This window comes from Nocardia sp. NPDC055053 (assembly GCF_053608285.1).
Window position 1 is genome coordinate 1 of the sequence record NZ_JBSGVD010000013.1, and the last position, 20,018, is coordinate 20,018.

Consider the following 20,018-nt stretch of genomic DNA (forward strand, 5'->3'; position numbering starts at 1 on the left):
GTCAGGCACCGTTGCTTGCTCCTTCGTCGCCTACGCAACGGCACCTGACCGGCGGGACGGCCGCGACGGCCGACTTCGTCGGCCTGCCCTCCCTAGGGGTCGGGCGTGCGGGCTGGTATCAGGCGCCCGGTGCTTTGACCCGGCCCTTCCACTGCCCCAGGAACTCGGCCTTGAACTCGTCGAAGTAGCCGCCATCGATGCTCTCGCGGATCCGGTCGACCAGCCGCACGGTGAACCGCTCGTTGTGGATCGTGCAGAGAGTGGCCGAGAGCATCTCCTTGGCCTTGAACAGGTGATGCAGGTACGCGCGGGTGTAATGCGCGCAGGTGTAGCAGTCGCAGTTCTCGTCGATGGGGGTGAAATCGCGGCGGAAGCGGCTGGTGTTGATATTGAACCGGCCCTCGTCGACGTAGATCGCCGCGTTGCGGGCCACCCGGGACGGGTTGACGCAGTCGAAGGTGTCGGCGCCGTTCTCGATGGCGACGAACATGTCCTCCGGTTCGCTGATGCCGAGCATGTGGCGCGGCTTGTGCTCGGGCAGTTCGTCGCTGCACCAGCCGACGATGGTGCCGAGGTTGTGCTTCTCCAGCGCGCCGCCGATGCCGTAGCCGTCGAATTCCGTTCCGCCGGAACCGCGGATCTCCTCGAGCTCACGACAAGCCTTGCGCCGCAAGTCCTCGTACTGCGCGCCCTGGATCACCGCGAACAGCGCCTGGTAGGGCCGGTGGCCGCGGTCGCCGGTGAGCTTCTCGTGTTCATCGATGCAGCGCTGCGCCCATTCGTGCGTGCGCTGGAGCGATTTCTCCTGGTAGCCACGGGTATTCAGCAGGGTGGTCAGCTCGTCGAAGGCGAACATGATGTCGGCGCCGAGCTGATGCTGGATGCCCATCGATACCTCGGGGGTGAAGCGATGCTTCGAACCGTCCAGGTGCGAGCGGAAGGTGACGCCGTCGTCGTCGACGGTGGCGAGGCGTTCCTTACCCTCGGCGATCACCTCGTCGGAGCGGATGTCGACGGCCTCCATCGCCAGGACCTTCTTGAATCCGACGCCGAGCGACATCACCTGGAAGCCGCCGCTGTCGGTGAAGGTGGGGCCCGGCCAGTTCATGAACTTGCCGAGGCCGCCGGCTTCGTCGACGATGTCGGCGCCCGGCTGCAGGTACAGGTGGTAGGCGTTGGCCAGCAGCGCCTGGGCGCCGAGGTCCTTCATCGTCTCCGGCAGTACCGCCTTCACCGAGGCCTTGGTGCCGACCGGGATGAAGGCGGGCGTGGCGATCTCCCCGTGCGGGGTACCGATGACGCCGGTACGGCCGTGCCGCCCGCCGTCGAGACGGGTGCCTACGGTGAAGGAGAACTCGCTGGGATCGGCCACCCGCCCATCGTGCCAGGGCTGCCCGGCGTGGCACCGGACACCCTGTTCCTACAGCTCCGCCGCCGCGAACTGCGCGTTGTAGAGGCGGAAGTACGCGCCCCGTTCCTCGAGCAGCCGCTCGTGCGTGCCGTGTTCGACGATGCGGCCCTTCTCCATCACCACGATCAGGTCGGCGTCGCGGATGGTGGACAGGCGATGCGCGATCACGAAGCTGGTGCGGTCGCGGCGCAGGGCCGCGGTCGCGTGCTGGACCAGCAGTTCGGTGCGGGTATCGACCGAGCTGGTCGCCTCGTCCAGGATCAGGATCGACGGCTTGGCCAGGAACGCGCGGGCGATGGTGATCAGCTGCTTCTCACCAGCGCTGACACCGCCGCCCTCCTCGTCGATCACCGTGTCGTAGCCGTGCGGCAGCGCGTGCACGAACCGGTCGACGTAGGCGGCGCGGGCCGCGGCGAGGATGTCGTGTTCGGAGGCATTGGGATTGCCGTAGGCGATGTTCTCCCTGATCGTGCCCTTGAACAGCCAGGTGTCCTGCAGCACCATGCCGATCCGGGACCGGAGGTGGTCGCGGGTGATGGTGGTGATGTCGACGTCGTCGATCGCGATGGTGCCCGCGTCGAGTTCGTAGAAGCGCATCAGCAGGTTGACCAGGGTGGTCTTGCCCGCACCGGTCGGGCCGACGATGGCGACCACGTGCCCTGGATCGGCGACCAGCGACAGCCGCTCGATGACCGGCACCTCGGGCTCGTAGCCGAACGACACCGCCTCGAACTCGACCCGGCCGCGATCGACCGGACGAAGGTTCTCGACCAGCGGGTCGGGGCTCTGCTCCTCGGCGTCGAGGATCTCGAAGATCCGCTCGGCCGAGGCGACGCCGGACTGCAGGAGGTTGGCCATCGCGCCGATCTGGGTGAGCGGCTGGCTGAACTGGCGCGAGTACTGGATGAAGGCCTGAACCTCGCCGAGCGACAGGTTGCCCGTCGCCACCCGCAGGCCGCCGACCAGCGCGATGAACACGAAGTTCACGTTCCCGAGGAACATGATGGCCGGCATGATCAGGCCGGAGATGAACTGCGCCTTGAAGCTCGCGTCGTAAAGCTTCTGGTTGCGCTCGTCGAACTCCTTGCCGACCTCGCGGCCGCGGCCGAACGCGGTGATGATCTCGTGGCCGGTGTAGGCCTCCTCGACCGAGGCGTTCACCGCGCCGGTGTATTTCCACTGGTCGACGAAATGCGGCTTGGACCGCTTGGCGATCTGCGCGGTGACCACGATCGCGGCGGGCACGGTGAGCAGCGCGATCAGCGCCAGCAGCGGCGAGATCCAGAACATCATGATCAGGATGCCGATCACGGTGAACAGCGAGACCAGCAGCTGGCTCATCGTCTGCTGCAGGCTCTGCGAGACATTGTCGACGTCGTTGGTGACACGGCTGAGCACGTCGCCGCGCGGCGCGGTGTCGAAGTAGCGCAGCGGCAGGCGATGCAGTTTGTTCTCCACCTCGTCGCGCAGCCGCTTCACCGTCCGGTTGATGACGATGTTGAGCAGGTAGCCCTGCAGCCAGCCGAACACCGAGGCCGCCACGTACAGCGCGAGCACGATCATCAGCACTTGGGCGACAGCGTGGAAATCGATGCCGGTACCGGGGATGACGTCCATCGCCGAGAGCATGTCGGCCCTGGTGTTCTCGCCCCGGTCGCGCAGCATCGCGATGGTCTGTTCCTTGGTGAACCGAGGATCGAGCTGCTTGCCGACGAAGCCGTCGAAGACCAGGTTGGTTGCCTTGCCGAGCAGGTAGGGGCCCAGCGTGTTGAGCACCACCGAGGTGATCACCAGGCCGATGATCGTGCCGACGGCGACGCGTTCCGGCGCGAGCCTGCGCAGCAGGCGCTTCAGCGACGGTCCGAATGATTTGGCCTTCGTGCCCGGGGCGCCGGGTACGGGTCCGCCTGGCCTCATCGAGCCTCCTCCACGCTCAGCTGGGACTCGACGATCTCGCGGTACTCGGGACATCGCTGCATCAGGTGTTCATGGGTGCCGATGCCCGCCATCGCGCCGTCTTCGATGACGACGATCTGGTCGGCGTCGCGAATGGTCGCGATCCGCTGGGCGACGATGATCACCGACGCGTCGGCGGTCTCGGGCTTCAGCGCGGCGCGCAGCCTGGCGTCGGTCGCGACGTCGAGCGCGGAGAAGGAATCGTCGAACAGGTAGACGCGCGGCTTGCGCACCAGCGCGCGGGCGATACACAGCCGCTGCCGCTGACCACCGGACACCGTGGTGCCGCCCTGGGCGACCGGCGTCTCGAGCCCCTGTGGCATCTCGCGCACGAAATCAGCCGCCTGGGCGACCTCGAGCGCATGCCAGAGTTCCTCGTCGGTGGCGTCGGGGTTGCCGTAGCGCAGGTTGCTCGCGATGGTGCCGGAGAACAGGTAGGCCTTCTGCGGCACCAAGCCGATCCCGCCGCGCAGGCTTTCGAGGTCGAGGTGGCGCACGTCGGTGCCGCCGACGTAGACCGCGCCGTCGGTGACGTCGATCAGTCGCGGGATCAGGTTGATCAGGGTGGTCTTGCCCGAGCCGGTGGAACCGACGATCGCGGTGGTAGTGCCGGGAGCGACCTGGAAGCGGATGCCGCGCAGCACCGGTTTCTCCGCGCCGGGGAAGGCGAATTCGGCGAACTGCAGGTCGACCGTGGCCGGGTCACCGGCGAAGGGCTGCGGCAGGCGCGGCGGGCGCACCGAGGACTCGGTCTCGAGCACCGCGCCGATCCGGTCGGCCGAGACGGCGGCGCGCGGCGCCATCATGGCCAGGAAAGAGGCCATCATGACGGCCATCAGGATCTGCATGATGTAGGACAGCAGCGCGGTGAGCGAGCCGATCTGCATGGTGCCGTTGTCGACGTGGTGGCCGCCGAACCAGATCACCGCGACGGCGGTGAGGTTGCTGATCAGCATGACCGTCGGGAACATCAGCGCCATCAGCTTGCCGACGCGCAGCGAGGCGTCGGTGAGCGCGGTGTTGGCCATCCCGAAGCGCCAGATCTCCTGCCGTTCCCGCACGAACGCCCGCACCACGCGGATACCGGTGATCTGCTCGCGCAGCACCCGGTTCACGTCGTCGATGCGCGCCTGCATCTGCCGGAAGCCGGGCACCATCCGCGCCACGATCGTGCCCATCGCCAGCGCCAGCGCCGGGACCGCGATGAGCAGCAGCCAGGACAGCCCGAGGTCTTCGCGCAGCGCCATGACGATGCCGCCGACGCACATGATCGGGGCCATCACCAGAATCGTCACCGACATGACGATGAGCAGTTGCACCTGCTGGATGTCGTTGGTCGAGCGGGTGATCAGCGACGGCGCGCCGAACACGCCGACCTCTCTCGCCGAGAACGTCTCGACCCGGTGCAGCACGCCACCGCGCATGTCCCGGCCCGCGCCCATGGCCGCCTGCGCACCGAAGTACACCGACGCCGAGGACGCCACGATCTGCACACAGCTGACCGCGAGCATCCACAGGCCGGTGGTCCAGATGTAGCCGATATCGCCCTGGGTGACACCGTTGTCGATCAGGTCGGCATTGAGACTCGGCAGGTAGAGCATCGCGATGACCGAGATCAGCTGGAGGGTGATAACCCCAGCCAGCTGGGCACGGTACGGGGCCAGATAGGTCCGCAGCAGGGTGATCAACATGATGGTCGCAGGCTACCGCGTGCGGGTAACCGGTGACACGCTGTTTTCACATGCCTGTGGATAAGTTCCCGGCCTGTGGACAACTCACGGCGCGGCGGGTGTCCGCGGCTCGCGACGTGCCCACGCGCCCGGGTCCGCGACGAGTTCGCCGATGAAACCGGGCAGTCGGTCGGCCGCGATATCGGCAATCGAGACGTTCTCCAGCACGGCCCTGATATTGACCCGCAGCGCGATCCACACCTGCTGCAGCGGTTCGGCGGCGCCGGGATAGCGCACGTCCTCGGGGCGCTGCCCGCGCACCGAGGCCAGCGGCGATTCCACGGCCCGGATCACGTCGGCCACCGAGATCTCCTGCGCGGGCCTGGCGAGGCGATAGCCACCGTCGGGTCCGCGCCTGCTCAGCACCAGGTCGGCGCGGCGCAGCTCGGACAGGACGGTCTCGAGCACCTTCGGTGGGATCTGCGCTGCGGCGGCGATGGCTTCGGCCTTGACGACTCCGTCGGCCGCGGCGAGCTCGAGCAACGTTCGCACCGCGTAATCGACCCTGGCGGTGATATGCACGGTCTCGAACTTACGCGGTCCCGCACGCGGTCAGTACGCAGGTCGCCGCGTCGAGCAGGGTCTTCTCCACCGCGGCGTCGGTGGCGCCGGGCGCCAGTTCGGTCGACAGCAGCGCGACACCGAGCACCTCGATCGCGGCGGCGGCCCGCAGCAGGGACTCCTGCGTCGGTTCGGGACCGGCCAGCCACAACCGCAGTTCCCTGGTGGGTTCCATCAGGTCGGGGTAGCGATCGGCGATCGCGTTGACGATCGCGGCGGTGTCGCGCACGCAGAGCGCGCCCGCGGCGCGGTGCCGGATCATCCCGCGCAAATAGGTGCGCAGGACCGCGCGGATGCCCTCGTCGTCGTAGGGGACGGCGTCGATGTCTTCGACGATGTCGCGCATGTGATCGATGATCGGGTCGATGATCGCGATGAGCAGATCTAGCTTCGACGGGTAGTGGTAGTAGAGCGAGGCCTTTGTGATTCCCACCATATCGGCGACCTCGCGCAGGCTCGCCTGCTCGAATCCCTTGGCCGCGAACAGCTGAACCGCGGCGTCGCGGATCGCCTCTTTGGTGCTTCTACCTGCGGTAACGGTATCGGCGACTTCTCGGGCAGCCATCGGCCAATCCTCCCATGATTTGGTGCGACCTAGGCGGCACCCCCAAAAATTGAGGTTGCCCCTCCACTTACCGTATCGGTATTCTACCTACCGCACGGTAGGCAGAAAACGACGATGTGGAGGCGGGTCCGACAGGGGACAACCCGCGAGTGCTGTCTACGAGCCTGATCCCACCCGAGTTCTTCGCGCTAGGAGCACACCCTCGTGTCCGTATACCTGTACAGATGGGGAAAGTTCGCTTTCCGCCGCAAATGGATCGTGTTGCCGGTCTGGCTACTGCTGTTCGTCCTGCTCGGCGGCCTGGGCGCGACGCTCAGCAAGCCGATGACCAACGACTTCAGCATGCCCTCGCTGCCCTCGGCGCGGGCCAACGACATCCTCGACAAGCACTTCCCCGGCATGTCCGAGCAGTTCAAGTTCGACGCTGTCTCCGGCACCTACGTGATCGGCGCACCGGAGGGTCAGCTGCTGACCGACCCGGCCAACCGCGCCGCGATCGACGCCTTCATCACCAGGCTCGGTGAGCTGCCGATCGTCGATCACGAGAAGCCGCTCATGAGCCCGATCGAGCTGACCGACAAGATGGGCTGCCTGAGCAACCCCGACCCGTCGCAGTGCTCGGGCGCGCCGCTCAACGTGCTCAACTCGACCGCGCCGAACACCGTCGCGGTGCTGAACGTGCCGTTCAGTATCAAGGCCGTCACCGATGTGACCGACGCCGAGCGTGACGCCGCCTACGACGTCGCCGCCGAGGCCCGCAACGCGGGCCTGACCGTCGAGCTCAGCGGTTCCGTCGCGATGAAGCAGGAGCAGCCCAGCGGCAAGTCCGAGCTGATCGGCATGGGTGTCGCGCTGATCGTGATGGTGGTCGCCTTCGGCGCCATCGTCGCCGCGGTCGTGCCGATCGTGACCGCCATCGTCGGCCTCGGTGCCGCGACCTCGCTGATCATGCTCGGTACCTCGGTGATGGAGGTGCCGAGCTTCACCACCTTCCTCGCCTCGATGATCGGCATCGCGCTCTCGATCGACTACGCGCTGTTCATCGTCTCGCGCTACAAGCACGAACTGGCCGTGCGTGATTCGGCCGAGGAAGCCGCCGGTACCGCGCTCGGCACCGCCGGTTCGGCCGTCGTGTTCGCCGGTCTGACCGTCATCATCGCGCTCGGCGCGCTCAGCATCGTCGGCGTGCAATTCCTGACCTTCATGGGTCTCGGTGGCGCCATCGCCGCCGGTTTCGCGGTGCTCACCGCGATCACCCTGATGCCGGCGCTGATGGGCGCCTTCGGCAAGTCGCTGTTCAAGCCGAAGCTGCCGCTGGTCGCCCAGCACGATCCCGAGGACGAGAACTCGGTCACCAACGGCCAGCGTTTCGCCCGCCTGATCGGCAAGGCCCCGTGGGTCGCGCTGATCCTGTCGGTGGTCGTGCTCGGCGCGCTCGCCGCGCCAGCGGCCGGCCTGAACCTCGGTCTGCCCGGCGAGGACTCGATGCCGAAGACCTCCACCGTCCGCAAGGCCTACGAGCTGCGCACCGACGGCTTCGGCGAGGGCAGCAACGGCGTGCTGATGGTCGTCACCGACCTGAGCGCGGTGCCAGAGGACCAGCGTGAAGCCGCGGTCGGCGCGCTGCGCGACCGGCTCGAGTCCTACGAGGGCATGGACTACGTCACCGAGCCGCAGTGGAGCGAGAACAAGCAGGGCGCCATGCTCAACGGCGTGCCGAAGTCGGGCCCGAACAACCAGGCCACCAAGGACCTGGTCGCCGAGGCGCGCGGCGCCGAAGCCGAGCTGAAGGCCCAGTACGGCATGGAATACGGCATCACCGGCACCACCGCCATCTACGCCGATGTCGACCACGTGCTGCTCAGCAAGATCGTGCCGTACCTGGCGATCGTGGCGGGCGCCGCGTTCGTCCTGCTGATCCTGGTGTTCCGCTCGATCCTGGTCCCGCTCACCGCGGCCCTCGGGTTCCTGCTCTCCATGGGCGCCACCTTCGGCGCCACCGTGCTGATCTTCCAGCAGGGCAAGCTCGGCCTGATCGAGGATCCGCAGCCGCTGGTCAGCTTCCTGCCGATCATGTTGATCGGCTTGGTGTTCGGCCTGGCCATGGACTACCAGGTGTTCCTGGTGACCCGCATGCGCGAGGAATTCGTGCACGGCAAGTCACCCAAGGACGCGATGGTCTCCGGCTACCACCACGGCGCCCGCGTCGTGACCTCGGCGGCGATCATCATGATCTCGGTGTTCGGCTCGTTCATCCTGGAAACCGACGTCACCGCGAAGTCCTTCGGTTTCGCGCTGGCCGCCGGTGTGGCGATCGACGCCTTCATCGTCCGCATGATCGTTGTGCCCGCGCTGCTGGTCATCATGGGCAAGTGGTCGTGGTGGATCCCGAAGTGGCTCGACCGCATCCTGCCCGATATCGACGTCGAGGGTTCGAAGCTCGAGCAGCTGCGTAACCAGGGCGCCGAGACGGTGAAGCACCCGGTTCCGGTCGGCTGACCTATCTCCACCGCACGACCCCGCAATCCACTCCAGGATTGCGGGGTCGTCGCGTTTTTCGCCCCACCACGGCTGGCAGGTTGCTTGATATCGCGGTGGCCTGGCACCAGACTCGGACTAGTTCGACCCGGCTGTATCTCCCGATCCGCGCTCCGCACCGATCACCGCGAGGAGAAAACCGTGTCCGTCTACCTGTACCGGTGGGGCAAGCTGGCCTTTCGCCGCAAATGGATCGTGCTGCCCGTCTGGTTACTGTTCTTCCTCGTGCTCGGCGGCCTCGGCGCCCAGCTGCAGAAACCGATGACCGACGACTTCAGCATGCCCAACCTGCCGTCGGAGCGGGCGACCGAGATCCTCGACAAACACTTCCCCGGCATGTCCGAGGCGTTCGCCTTCGACGCCGTGACCGGCACCTATGTCATCGGCGCCCCGGCCGGGCAGAAACTCACCGATCCGGCCAACCGGCAGGCGCTGGACACGATGATCGCCCAGCTCGAACAGCTCGACATCGTCGATCACAGCAAGCCGATCCCGAATCCGGTCGCGGTGACCGAGGAGATGGGCTGCCTCGGCGCCGAGCGCGATCCGTCGATCTGTAGCGGCGCGCCGCTGAACGTGCTGAACAAGACCGAACCCGACACCGTCGCGTACGTCAGCGTCCCGTTCACCATCAAGGAATTCGCCGACATCACCGCCGCCGACCGCGAGGCCGCCTACAACGCCGGTGACACCGCCCGCGCCGCAGGCCTGACGGTCGAGATCAGCGGCACGATCGCGATGGAACAGGAGATGCCGAGCGGCAAGTCGGAAATGATCGGTATGGCGGTGGCCCTGGTGGTCATGGTTGTGGCGTTCGGCGCGATCGTCGCCGCGTTCGTGCCGATCATCACCGCGATCGTCGGCCTCGGTGCGGCCACCTCGCTGATCTTCCTCTCCACCTCGGTGCTGTCGATCCCCAGTTTCACCACGTTCCTCGCCTCGATGATCGGCATCGCGCTCTCGATCGACTACGCGCTGTTCATCGTGTCCAGGTACAAACATGAACTGGCGGTGCAGGATTCGCCCGAGGAAGCGGCCGGTAGCGCGCTGGGCACGGCAGGCTCGGCGGTCGTGTTCGCCGGGTTGACCGTCATCATCGCGCTGGTCGGCCTGAGCATCGTCGGCGTGCGGTTCCTGACCTTCATGGGTCTCGGCGGCGCGGTCGCGGCGGCCTTCGCGGTGCTCACCGCGATCACGCTGATGCCGGCCCTGCTCGGCGCGTTCGGCAAGCACCTGTTCAAACCGAAGCTGCCGGTGATCGCCCAGCACGATCCCGAGGACGACACCATCGTCACCAACGGCACCCGCGTCGCCAGGGTGATCGCCAAGTGGCCCGCGGTGACGATGGTCCTGGCGATCGTCGCGCTCGGACTGCTGGCCGCGCCCGCGATCAACCTGAATCTCGGCCTGCCAGGCGAGGACAGCCTGCCCAAGTCGACCACCGTCCGTAAGGCCTACGACCTGCGCACCGAGGGCTTCGGCGAGGGCAGCAACGGCGTCCTGCAGATCGCGGTCGACCTCAGCGACACCCCCGTCGACCAGCGCCAAGCCGCCCTCCTCGCGTTGCGCGAGAAGCTCCAGTCCTACCCCGATATGGAGCTGGTCACCGAACCGCAGCTCAGCCAGGACGGGGCGGGCGCGCTGATCAACGGCATTCCGAAGGCGGGCCCCAACGCGCAGTCGACCAAGGACCTGGTGCACGCGGCCCGTGACGCCGAACCCGCACTGCACGACCAGTACAAGATGTCGTACGGCATCACCGGCACAACGGCCATCTACGCCGACATCGACCACGTGCTGCTCAGCAAGATCGTCCCCTACATGGCGATCGTGGCAGGCGCGGCGTTCATCCTGCTGATCCTGGTGTTCCGCTCGATCCTGGTCCCGCTCACGGCCGCGCTCGGCTTCCTGCTGTCGATGGCGGCCACCTTCGGCGCGACCGTGCTGATCTTCCAGGAGGGCGAGCTCGGCCTCATCCAGGACCCGCATCCACTGGTCAGCTTCCTGCCGATCATGTTGATCGGCTTGGTCTTCGGCCTTGCCATGGACTACCAGGTGTTCCTGGTGACCCGCATGCGCGAGGAATACGTGCACGGCGCCGACCCCACCGACGCCGTGATCAACGGCTATCACCACGGCGCGCGCGTTGTCACCTCGGCGGCGATCATCATGATCTCGGTGTTCGGCTCGTTCCTGCTCGAATCCGACGTCACCGCCAAGTCCATGGGCTTCGCGCTCGCGGCCGGTGTCGCCCTCGACGCGTTCGTCGTCCGCATGGTGCTCATCCCCGCGCTGCTGGTACTGCTCGGCAAATGGGCATGGTGGCTGCCGAAGTGGTTGGACAAGATCGTCCCGGACATCGACGTCGAAGGCGCTCGCCTGCGCGAACTACAGCAGCGGGAGAAGGCACCGGTACCCGCGGCCATGTGACCGGACTACTGGCTCGGTTGGGGCACCTCGCACTCGCTGACCCGCGGGTTCAGGCCGATGTAGTTGGCCGGACCCGCGGCGGCGGTGACCGCGATCGTGGCCCAGTCGGAGCATTCCTTGGGTAGGTGCGCGAAGTAATGTCGCTGGCCCGCAGCGAGCAGCCCGACGGCTACCCAGCCGAGAACGACGAGAACCATAAGCTTCCCCCCGAGCCCCATTCCGGACTTCGCGGGTGGCGGCTGTCGCCCGCGCATAAGACATCGTTCCTTCCCGGATTTCGGTACTACCAGTGTATTACGTCCGGTCAAAAAAAGAGCCCCTCACCTGGCATATCAGGTGAGGGGCTCTGTGGCGGTGGCGGAGGGATTTGAACCCTCGGACGGGGGTTACCCGTCACACGCTTTCGAGGCGTGCTCCTTAGGCCGCTCGGACACGCCACCGCCGACTACGATACCGGAGGGGGTGCCTGATCGTTAAATCCGCTGGTCAGCGCTGGGTTCGGAAGAAATCGTCGAGGAGGGCGGCACACTCGGGTTCGAGGATGCCGCCACGGACCTGCGGCCGGTGGTTGAGCCTGCGATCGCGCACGACGTCCCAGAGCGAGCCGACGGCGCCGGTCTTGGGTTCCCAGGCGCCGAAGACGACCTTGCCGACCCTGGCCAGCACGAGCGCGCCCGCGCACATGGTGCACGGTTCCAGGGTGACGGCCAGGGTCGCGCCTTCGAGCCGCCAGCCGTCGCCGTGGACGGCAGCGGCGGCGCGCAGCGCGAGGATCTCGGCGTGCGCGGTGGGATCGCCGAGTGCTTCCCTGGCGTTCGTCGCGCGCGCGAGTTCACGGCCCTCGGCATCGAAGACGACGGCGCCGACCGGCACATCGCGCGGGTCGGCGCCCGCGGCGGCCGCTATCGCGGCGCGCACCATGTCTTCGTCGGTGACCGTCACCGAGGCAGTTTGTCCAGGACCGCCGCGAATTCGGTGGCGAAGCCGAGCCGCTGGGCGATCATGCCGAGCTGCTCGTCGGGGTAGAGGTCGGTCTCGGCGAGGATCACGGCGAGCACCGGTTCCGGCAGGCCGAGGTCGGCCAGGACGCCGAGGTCGCCCTCTTCCCACGGTTCGATGTCGTCGAGTTCGTCGGGGTCGATGTCGGGGATCTCGACGTTGAGCGCGTCGAGGACGTCGGCGGCGATGTCGTAGTCGATCGCGGCGGTCGCGTCCGAGACGAGCAGACGGGTGCCGCTCGGCGCGGGGCGCAACACGATGAAGAACTCGTCATCGACGTCTAGCAGCCCGAATACCGCCCCCGAGCTGCGCAATGCCTTCAATTCGGTCTCGGCGGCCGACAGATCCACCAGAGCGTCCTGGCTCAGTGGACTGCATCGCCACGTGCCTTCTTCACGGACCACCGCCATGGCGAACCCTTCGACGTCGAAGTCGTCATCCGACGTCGCCCTGTTCGAGCCCGAGCGCTGTGCTGCCATGGACCAAACGGTAGTCTGTCCCGCCCGTAATGATGAACTCGTGTGCCAATCTGTTCCGATGACCCTCGTCCAGCGTGCCCCTGTCTGCGTCCTCGGAACCGGTTTGATCGGCGGCTCGCTGCTGCGCGCCGCGGTCGCGACGGGGTACGAGGCGTTCGGGTACAACCGGTCGAATACGGGTGCGGAGGCGGCGCGACGCGACGGATTCGACGTCTCCGGCGAGCTGTCCGCGGTGCTGCGCCGGGCCGCGGACACCGACGCCCTGCTGGTACTCGCGGTGCCGATGCCCGCGGTCGGCACCATCCTCGCCGAGATCGCCGCCATCGCGCCGCGGTGCCCGCTGACCGATGTGGTGAGCATCAAGGGCCCGGTCGCCGACGCGGTGCGCAAGCACCGTCTGGAGGCGAACTACGCCGGCGGGCATCCGATGGCCGGGACGGCCGAATCGGGCTGGGCGGCAACCGATCCCGAGCTGTTCCGGGGCGCGGTGTGGGCGGTCGGCGTGGACGAGGGCACCCGGGTCGAGCCGTGGACGCGGGTGGTGCGGCTGGCGCTGGACTGCGGTTCGGTCGTGGTTCCGGTGGTCGCCGACGAGCACGATCAGGCGGTCGCGCGGATCTCGCATCTGCCGCATGTGCTGGCCGAAGCGCTGGCAGCGGCGGGCGCGGCCGGTGGCGCGCTGTCGCTCGGCCTGGCCGCGGGATCCTTCCGCGACGGCACCCGGGTGGCTGGCACCGCGCCCGATCTGGTGCGCGCCATCTGTGAACCGAATGCCGCCGCTCTCGGGCAGGTGCTCGACGAGACGATCGCGGCGCTGGTCACCGCGCGGGACACCCTGCGGGCGGACGGCACCCTCGGCGATGTTGTCGAGGCGGGTTACCGCGGTCGCACCGCCTACGACGAACACACGCGCTGGGAGATCACCGGCATCGTTCCCGGTGTGGGCGACTGGCTCGGCGAACTGCACCGGGCCGGTCAGCGCGGCGGGGTGCTGCGCGCACTATGAATCTCGTTCGGTGTCAGGCCCGTTCGGCGAGTCCCGGGTAGTCGAGCACGAAACCCTCGGGATCGACCGTCAGCGTGGCGCTCGAGACCGGGGACAGCACGTTGATGCCGTCGGCGGCGCTCGAGTAGGTGAGTTCGGCCTCCTGCACCAGCAGATCGGGCAGGCGCACGTAGACGACCGGGACCTGGAAGTCGCCGACCGCGTTCTGCAGGCCGAACCGGCGAATCGGCAGCGTATTGAAGAACGGGCTCAGCACCACGTCCACATCGAGCGCGCCGGCGAACGTGGAGCGCACATGGCTGCCGCCCGCGTCGACGAGCCAGTAGTTCTCCTCGTCGCGGGAGATCGAGGCGTGGCGTTCACCCGCGGCCGTTGTGGTGCGCAACGACAATCGCCGGGTCGCGCCCGCCTCGTCGGTGACCAGGTCGTAGGACGCGCTGAACGCCGGGTGCTCGTCGCAGGCACTGCCGATCATCCGGCCCGCTGCCCTGATCCGATTGCCGTTGAGCGTCACCCGGACCGATTCCATCCGGGTGTTGTCGTGGGCGCGCCAGGTGAGTACCGCCGGCCACCGGGAGGCCGGCCTGATCTCGGTGGGGCCGTCGGCTTGGCCCGGGGCTGGGGTCGTCACCTCTCTACGGTAAGCGACATCAGCCCCGTGGCTGTACAACACGGTGGCATCAGACCAGCGAATCCCGCCAGGCGGCGTGCAGACCCGCGAAGCGGCCCTGTCCGGCGATCAACTCGGCGGGTGCGCCGTCCTCGACGACCCGGCCCGCGTCGAGCACCAGCACCCGGTCGGCAATGGCGACAGTCGAGAGCCGGTGCGCGATGATCACCGCGGTGCGCTCGCGCAACAGCGTCTCCAGCGCGTGCTGAACCAGCCGCTCGCCGGGGATGTCGAGACTCGACGTGGCCTCGTCGAGCACGATCACCGCGGGGTCGGCCAGGAACACCCTGGCGAACGCGACCAGCTGCCGCTGGCCCGCCGAGAGCCTGCCGCCGCGGGTGCGGACATCGGTCGCGTACCCGTCGGGCAGCGACGTGACGAACGCGTCGAGCCCGACCGCCCGCGCCGCCGCCGCGACCTCGGCATCGGTCGCGTCGGGCCTGCCGAGCCGGATGTTGTCGGCGATGGTGCCGGAGAACAGGTACGCCTCCTGGGTGACCATCACGACGTGCCTGCGCAGCTCGGCATCGGCCAGCCTGCGCAGGTCGACACCGTCGAGGGTGATCGTGCCGCCGCTCGGGTCGTAGAACCGGGTGAGCAGCTTGGCCAGCGTCGACTTGCCCGCGCCGGTGGCGCCGACCAGCGCCACCACCTGTCCGGCTGGGATGACCAGGTCGAACTCCGGCAGCACCGGAGAATCGGCGTGGTAGCCGAACCAGACCTCGTCCATCCGCACCAAGCCGGTCGCCCGCTCTAGGGCGATCGGATCGTCAGGTTCGGCGACCGCGGGCTCTTCCTCGAGCACGCCCGAGATCTTCTCCAGCGCCGCCGCGGCGGACTGGTAGGAGTTGAACACCTGCGCGAGTTCGTCTAGCGGGCCGTAGAACTGGTCCAGGTAGAGCAGGTAGGCGGCGAGCACGCCGATCGCGAGATTGCCCTCCATCACCTGCCACGCGCCGACCAGCAGCACGATCACCGTGGTCACCTTGCCGATGAAGTTCGACAGGCCGACGTAGTCGCCCATGCCGCGGATCGCGGTGGTGGTCGCCTTCTGGTACTCGCTGTCCTCGGCGCCGAGCACCTCCTGGTTGCGGTGCTCGCGGCGGAACGCCTGCACCGCGCGCATGCCGCTCATCGACTCGACGAACTGCACGACGACGCGCGCGATCGCGCCGCGCGTGCGCCGGTAGCCCGCCCGCTGACGCCGCTGCGCCCACCGGGTCACCAGCACCAGCGGCACGAACCCGAGCAGCACGATCGAGGCGAGCATCGGATCAAGCCAGACCAGCAGCACCGCGATGGTCACCACCGACAGAATCGCGCTGAAGGCCTGGTTGAGCGCGCCTTCGAGCAGTTCCTGCAGCGTCTCGATATCGCTGGTAAGCCGGGTGACGACCTTGCCGGAGGTGTACTTCTCGTGGAACGACACGCTGAGCCTCTGCGTGTGCCGGAACGCACGCACCCGCAGGTCGAACAGCACCCGCTGACTCAGCGAGCCGGAAGCCCGCAGGAACAGGTACGTGGTCAGCCCCGACAGCACGGTGACCGCGACGAAGCCGGCGACGGTCGCCACCAGCGGCGTCCAATTGCCCTGCCGCCCTTGGCTGATGCCGTGATCGAGGCCGTAGGCGATGAACAGCGGGGTCGACACCTTGGCCGCGTTGTCGAGCACGATCAGCACGAAGGTGAGTACCGCCTGCTTGCGGTAGGGCCGCACCAGGTCGAGCAGCAGCCGCCGGGATCGCCCGGCCAGCACCAGGTTTCCGGTGCCGGTGACGGTGTCGTCCTCCTTGGCGATGCCGCGCCAGTCCGCCGCCTGATCGGGCGCGGTGGCTTCGATATCGGTGTCGGTGGTCATGATTCACCTCCCATCAGTTCGCGGTAGCGGCTGTTGGTGCGCAGCAGCTTCTCGTGGGTGCCCTCGGCGACGATCCGACCGTCGGCGAGCAGGGCGACGCGATCGGCCAGCGCCGCCGTCGACGGCCGGTGCGCGACCAGCAGCGTGGTGGCGCCGGAGAGCACAGTGCGCAGCCGATCCTGCACCCGCTCTTCGGTTTCCACGTCCAGCGCCGAGAGCGGATCGTCGAGCACCATGATCCGGCCGTGCTCGGCGGCCGCCTCGCCGGTGAGCACCGCCCTGGCCAGGGCGAGCCGCTGCCGCTGCCCGCCGGACAGGCTCATGCCCTGCTCGCCGATCCTGGTGTCGAGCCCCCAGGGCAGCGCGTCGACGAACTCACTCGCCTGGGCGATGTCGAGCGCCTGGCGCACATCGGCATCGGTAGCGCGCGGATCGCCCAGCGCCACGTTCTCGCGGACGCTGGCCGAGAACAGCACCGGCTCCTCGAAGGCCACCGTCACCACCCGGCGCAGGTCGGCCAGGCGCAGGGTGGCGATGTCGATACCGTCGATGGTGATGCTGCCGTCGTCCACGTCGTAGAGCCGGGGAATCAGTTCAAGCAGCGCGGTCTTGCCGCTGCCGGTCGCACCGACCAGCGCGACCGTCTCGCCTGGCCGGATCCGCAACGAGATGTCTTCCAACACGGCCTTTTCCGACCGATCCTCGCCGGTCGGGTAGGCGAAGCGAACATGGTCGACGACCAGTTCACCGCGCACCGTCGCGGGCAGGCTCACCGGATGCGGCGGGTCGGTGATATCGAGCGGGGTGTCCATGATCTCCCAGAACCGGTCCGCGGCGGTGCGCGCCTCGAACAGTTCCGACAGCAGGAAGCCCAGCCAGATGATCGGCCACTGCAGGAAGGTCGCCAGCGTGATGCTCGCGACCAGCGTGCCGATCGTCATCGAACCCTGCACCACCGCGTAGCCGCCGACGCCGAGCGACGCCGCGATCGAGACCGTCGGCAAGGTCACCAGCGCCGCCCACAGCGTGGCGTCCAGGCGCACCTTCTCCAGCTCGGTCTTCTGCAGCTCACGCGACAGCGCGGTGAAGCGCGAGCCGAAGAATTCACCGCGCCCGAGCGCTTTGAGCACACGCACGCCCTGCGCCGACTCCTGGGCGATGGTCGCCAGGTCGCCGGACTGGTCCTGCGACCGCCGCGAAGCCACCTCGAACCGGTTCACGAAGCGCGCGCACATCAGCGTCAACGGCAGCGAGATCACCGTGAAGATCAGTCCCACTTGCCAGTTCATCGCGAACAGGGCGATCAGGCCGGTGGGCAGAATGATGCCGTTGACGATGAGGAACGGCCCGGCGAACGCGACGAACCGCCGCATCACCGCCAGATCGTCGATCGCGCGCGAGAGCAGCTGACCGGACTGCCAGCCGTCGTGCCGACCGATCGAGAGTGCCTGGAGCTGGCCGAAAAGCTTGGCCCGCATCCGGATCTCGAACAGCGTCGACGGCTTGGACACCAGCCAACGCCTGCCCCACATGCCGAAGGATTCCAGCGCGCCGAGAAAGAAGATCAGCGCTACCGGCGCCAGCAGACCGACGAAGTCGCGCCGCGCGATCGGCCCGTCGATCACCCTGGCGATGACCAGCGGGATCGCGATGGCGGTGCTGGCCATGACGATGGCGAGCACATTGGCCGCGATCAGCGGCACCCGGTAAGGCCAGAGGTAGGGCAGGAACCGGCGCAGCGACCGCAATCTCCCGCTCGGCCGCGGCGAAGGCCGCCCCGATCTGTCGGCCTCCGATTCGGTGGCCGCCAGTTCCAAAGTGACAGACAAGACTCCCCCTTGGTGTCCGGTGGATGGTTGTTTCCGGAACGGACGCCAGGTGATGTTCGCACCGGGGTCCGACAAGTCGGCCCATCAAGAGTCCCACCGGACCGCCACCGGGAGCCACTGATTTTCCTCGATACAATGCGCGGCAAGCGCGAGTAGCGAGCGCTCCAACCAGCACAGGAGGGGTCGTTGACGCGGATGGTCGGGCTGTTCGCCGGGATCGGCGGGCTCGAACTCGGCCTCGGCAGGAACGGCTGGTCGACCGAGTTGCTGTGCGAGATCGACCCCGGTGCGCAGGGCGTGCTCGCTGCCCACTTCCCGGAGACTCCGCTGCACGGCGACATCACCCGCCTGCGTTCCCTGCCCGCGGGCACCGAGCTGGTCGCCGCCGGTTTCCCCTGCCAGGACCTCTCCCAGGCCGGGCGGACCGCGGGCATCACCGGACGTCGTTCGGGCCTGGTCGACGAGGTGTTCCGGCTGGTCCGCCGCCGGCGTGGGCCGCGGTGGCTGCTGATCGAGAACGTCCCGTTCATGCTGCAGCTCGGTCGTGGCGCGGCCATGCGGCACATCACCGGTGCGCTGGAAGAACTCGGATACATGTGGGCCTATCGCGTCGTCGACGGCCGCGCGTTCGGGTTACCGCAGCGGCGGCAGCGGGTGCTGATGCTGGCCTCGCGCACCGAGGATCCGCGCGAGGTGCTCTTCGGTGACGACGCGGGCCCGCGCGAGTACGGCGACGCGGACCGCGATCCGTGCGGCTTCTATTGGACCGAGGGTGTGCGTGGTCTCGGCTGGGCGGTGAACGCGGTGCCGACGCTGAAGGGCGGATCGGGTCTCGGCATCGCCAGTCCGCCCGCGGTCCGGCTGCCCGCGGGCGAGATCGTCACGCCGGGCATCGTCGACGGTGAGCGGTTGCAGGGTTTCGACGCCGAGTGGACCGCGCCCGCGCTCGATGTGCCCGGTGTCCGGCAGGGTCATCGGTGGAAGCTGGTCGGCAATGCGGTCAGCGTGCGGATGGCGAACTGGGTCGGCGAGCGGTTGGCCGCGCCGTCCGAGCCCCTGACAGTGGGGGAACCGCTGCGACCGGGATCACCCTGGCCGACCGCGGCCTGGGGGCGCGGCGGTGTGGTGCATCGGGTGCCGTTGTCGACCTGGCCGGTGCACGAGCCGTACGAGGATCTGAAGAACTTCCTCACCGAGCCGCGACTGCTCTCGCCGCGCGCCACCGCGGGGTTCCTGCGCCGCACCGAGATGGGCAATCTGCGTTTCCCGCCCGGCTTCCTCGACGACGTGCGCGACCATCTCGACCGCATGGGCGGCTGGGCGGCATGAACGCGCGGCGGGTTCCGGACGGGGATCGTTCGCCGTCGGTCTCCAAGCCCGTCACCGACGCGGCGACCAGTGCGCGCATGTCTCGCCAGAAGCGCGCCAACACCAACCCTGAACTGGCATTACGCCGCGAACTCCATCGCGCGGGCCTGCGCTATTTTGTCGACCGCGCGCCCATCAAAGGCCTGCGGCGGCGCGCCGACGTGGTCTTTCCCCGGCTGCACATCGCCGTCTATGTGGACGGCTGCTTCTGGCATCGGTGCCCGGAACACGCGACCGATCCGAAGAACAACGCCGAGTGGTGGGCGGAGAAACTGGCCGGCAATGTCGCACGGGACCGAGCCACCGATGCCGCGCTGATCGAAGCGGGCTGGCGGGTCGTGCGGGTGTGGGAACACGAGGATCCCCAGGTAGCGGCCGAACATATCCGTGCGCTGGTGCGCGAACGCGCACCCGGTCAGGAACAGGGTCCGACCGGCTGACGTGGGTCAGCGACGACCCGGGTTGCTCCGCACTCGGACCCGCACCAGCGACCGTGGCGCGTTGGCCGCGGCATAGCCGGAGACCGCCATCGCCAAGAACATGGCGAAGCCGGCCAGTGCGATCACGTAGCTCATCGAAGACCTCCCGGTTGGTAACGACACCACCCTGCCCGGTGAA

At 68.0% G+C, this 20,018-nt stretch carries 16 protein-coding genes and 1 tRNA gene; 5 read left to right on the forward strand and 12 right to left on the reverse strand.

Features of this window, described 5'->3' with window-relative positions:
• Nucleotides 1-118: 118 nt before the first annotated feature.
• The 5 genes from tgt to ACWF82_RS15825 all read right to left on the reverse strand — a co-directional run bounded on the left by tgt (nt 119) and on the right by ACWF82_RS15825 (nt 6,223).
• Nucleotides 119-1,372, reverse strand: coding sequence for a tRNA guanosine(34) transglycosylase Tgt (gene tgt, locus ACWF82_RS15805; protein WP_452501744.1), 1,254 nt, complete (start codon nt 1,370-1,372; stop codon nt 119-121).
• Between the two features lie 48 nt (nt 1,373-1,420).
• Complete coding sequence (locus ACWF82_RS15810; RefSeq protein ID WP_452501746.1) at nt 1,421-3,328, reverse strand: ABC transporter ATP-binding protein; 1,908 nt, start codon at nt 3,326-3,328, stop codon at nt 1,421-1,423.
• The gene (locus ACWF82_RS15815) at nt 3,325-5,058 is read right to left on the reverse strand and encodes an ABC transporter ATP-binding protein (RefSeq protein ID WP_452501748.1); all 1,734 of its coding nucleotides are present in this window, start codon (nt 5,056-5,058) and stop codon (nt 3,325-3,327) included. The genes ACWF82_RS15810 and ACWF82_RS15815 overlap by 4 nt, the downstream gene beginning before the upstream one ends.
• Nucleotides 5,059-5,142: 84 nt before the next feature.
• A complete protein-coding gene (locus ACWF82_RS15820; protein WP_452501750.1) occupies nt 5,143-5,619 on the reverse strand; it encodes an RrF2 family transcriptional regulator in 477 nt (158 codons plus the stop codon).
• Nucleotides 5,620-5,629: 10 nt separating this feature from the next.
• On the reverse strand, nt 5,630-6,223 hold the full coding sequence (locus ACWF82_RS15825; protein WP_452501752.1) for a TetR/AcrR family transcriptional regulator: 594 nt from the start codon (nt 6,221-6,223) through the stop codon (nt 5,630-5,632).
• Between the two features lie 204 nt (nt 6,224-6,427).
• On the opposite strand from ACWF82_RS15825, the gene ACWF82_RS15830 reads away from it, so the two are divergent.
• Nucleotides 6,428-8,722: an MMPL family transporter gene (locus ACWF82_RS15830; RefSeq protein WP_452501754.1), complete on the forward strand. Its 2,295-nt coding sequence runs from the start codon at nt 6,428-6,430 to the stop codon at nt 8,720-8,722.
• 180 nt (nt 8,723-8,902) lie between these two features.
• Entirely contained in the window at nt 8,903-11,191 is a 2,289-nt protein-coding gene (locus ACWF82_RS15835; RefSeq protein WP_452501756.1) for an MMPL family transporter, read from the forward strand.
• Nucleotides 11,192-11,540: 349 nt separating this feature from the next.
• On the opposite strand, the gene ACWF82_RS15840 is transcribed toward ACWF82_RS15835, so the two are convergent.
• The 3 genes from ACWF82_RS15840 to ACWF82_RS15850 all read right to left on the reverse strand — a co-directional run bounded on the left by ACWF82_RS15840 (nt 11,541) and on the right by ACWF82_RS15850 (nt 12,669).
• Nucleotides 11,541-11,631: transfer RNA gene (locus tag ACWF82_RS15840), tRNA-Ser, on the reverse strand.
• Nucleotides 11,632-11,677: 46 nt separating this feature from the next.
• Complete coding sequence (locus ACWF82_RS15845; RefSeq protein WP_452502003.1) at nt 11,678-12,112, reverse strand: nucleoside deaminase; 435 nt, start codon at nt 12,110-12,112, stop codon at nt 11,678-11,680.
• 17 nt (nt 12,113-12,129) lie between these two features.
• The gene (locus tag ACWF82_RS15850) at nt 12,130-12,669 is read right to left on the reverse strand and encodes a tRNA adenosine deaminase-associated protein (RefSeq protein ID WP_378854241.1); all 540 of its coding nucleotides are present in this window, start codon (nt 12,667-12,669) and stop codon (nt 12,130-12,132) included.
• Nucleotides 12,670-12,727: 58 nt separating this feature from the next.
• On the opposite strand from ACWF82_RS15850, the gene ACWF82_RS15855 reads away from it, so the two are divergent.
• A complete protein-coding gene (locus ACWF82_RS15855; protein WP_452501758.1) occupies nt 12,728-13,675 on the forward strand; it encodes a prephenate dehydrogenase in 948 nt (315 codons plus the stop codon).
• A 13-nt stretch (nt 13,676-13,688) separates the two neighbouring features.
• Here the strand turns inward: ACWF82_RS15855 and ACWF82_RS15860 are convergent, their stop codons facing one another.
• Genes ACWF82_RS15860 through ACWF82_RS15870 form a run of 3 tightly spaced genes read right to left on the reverse strand, consistent with a single transcriptional unit; the run spans nt 13,689 to nt 18,032 of the window.
• Nucleotides 13,689-14,306, reverse strand: coding sequence for a putative glycolipid-binding domain-containing protein (locus tag ACWF82_RS15860; protein ID WP_452501760.1), 618 nt, complete (start codon nt 14,304-14,306; stop codon nt 13,689-13,691).
• A 49-nt stretch (nt 14,307-14,355) separates the two neighbouring features.
• Complete coding sequence (locus ACWF82_RS15865) at nt 14,356-16,203, reverse strand: ABC transporter ATP-binding protein (RefSeq protein ID WP_452501762.1); 1,848 nt, start codon at nt 16,201-16,203, stop codon at nt 14,356-14,358.
• A complete protein-coding gene (locus ACWF82_RS15870) occupies nt 16,200-18,032 on the reverse strand; it encodes an ABC transporter ATP-binding protein (protein ID WP_452501764.1) in 1,833 nt (610 codons plus the stop codon). The genes ACWF82_RS15865 and ACWF82_RS15870 overlap by 4 nt, the downstream gene beginning before the upstream one ends.
• 195 nt (nt 18,033-18,227) lie before the next feature.
• On the opposite strand from ACWF82_RS15870, the gene ACWF82_RS15875 reads away from it, so the two are divergent.
• Nucleotides 18,228-19,361 carry a DNA cytosine methyltransferase gene (locus ACWF82_RS15875; protein ID WP_452502005.1) on the forward strand — a complete coding sequence of 378 codons (1,134 nt, stop codon included), beginning with the start codon at nt 18,228-18,230 and terminating at the stop codon, nt 19,359-19,361.
• On the forward strand, nt 19,358-19,840 hold the full coding sequence (locus ACWF82_RS15880; RefSeq protein WP_452501765.1) for a very short patch repair endonuclease: 483 nt from the start codon (nt 19,358-19,360) through the stop codon (nt 19,838-19,840). Before ACWF82_RS15875 ends, ACWF82_RS15880 begins: the two co-directional genes overlap by 4 nt.
• A 6-nt stretch (nt 19,841-19,846) precedes the next feature.
• Here the strand turns inward: ACWF82_RS15880 and ACWF82_RS15885 are convergent, their stop codons facing one another.
• A complete protein-coding gene (locus ACWF82_RS15885; protein WP_268241489.1) occupies nt 19,847-19,975 on the reverse strand; it encodes a hypothetical protein in 129 nt (42 codons plus the stop codon).
• Between the last annotated feature and the right edge of the window lie 43 nt (nt 19,976-20,018).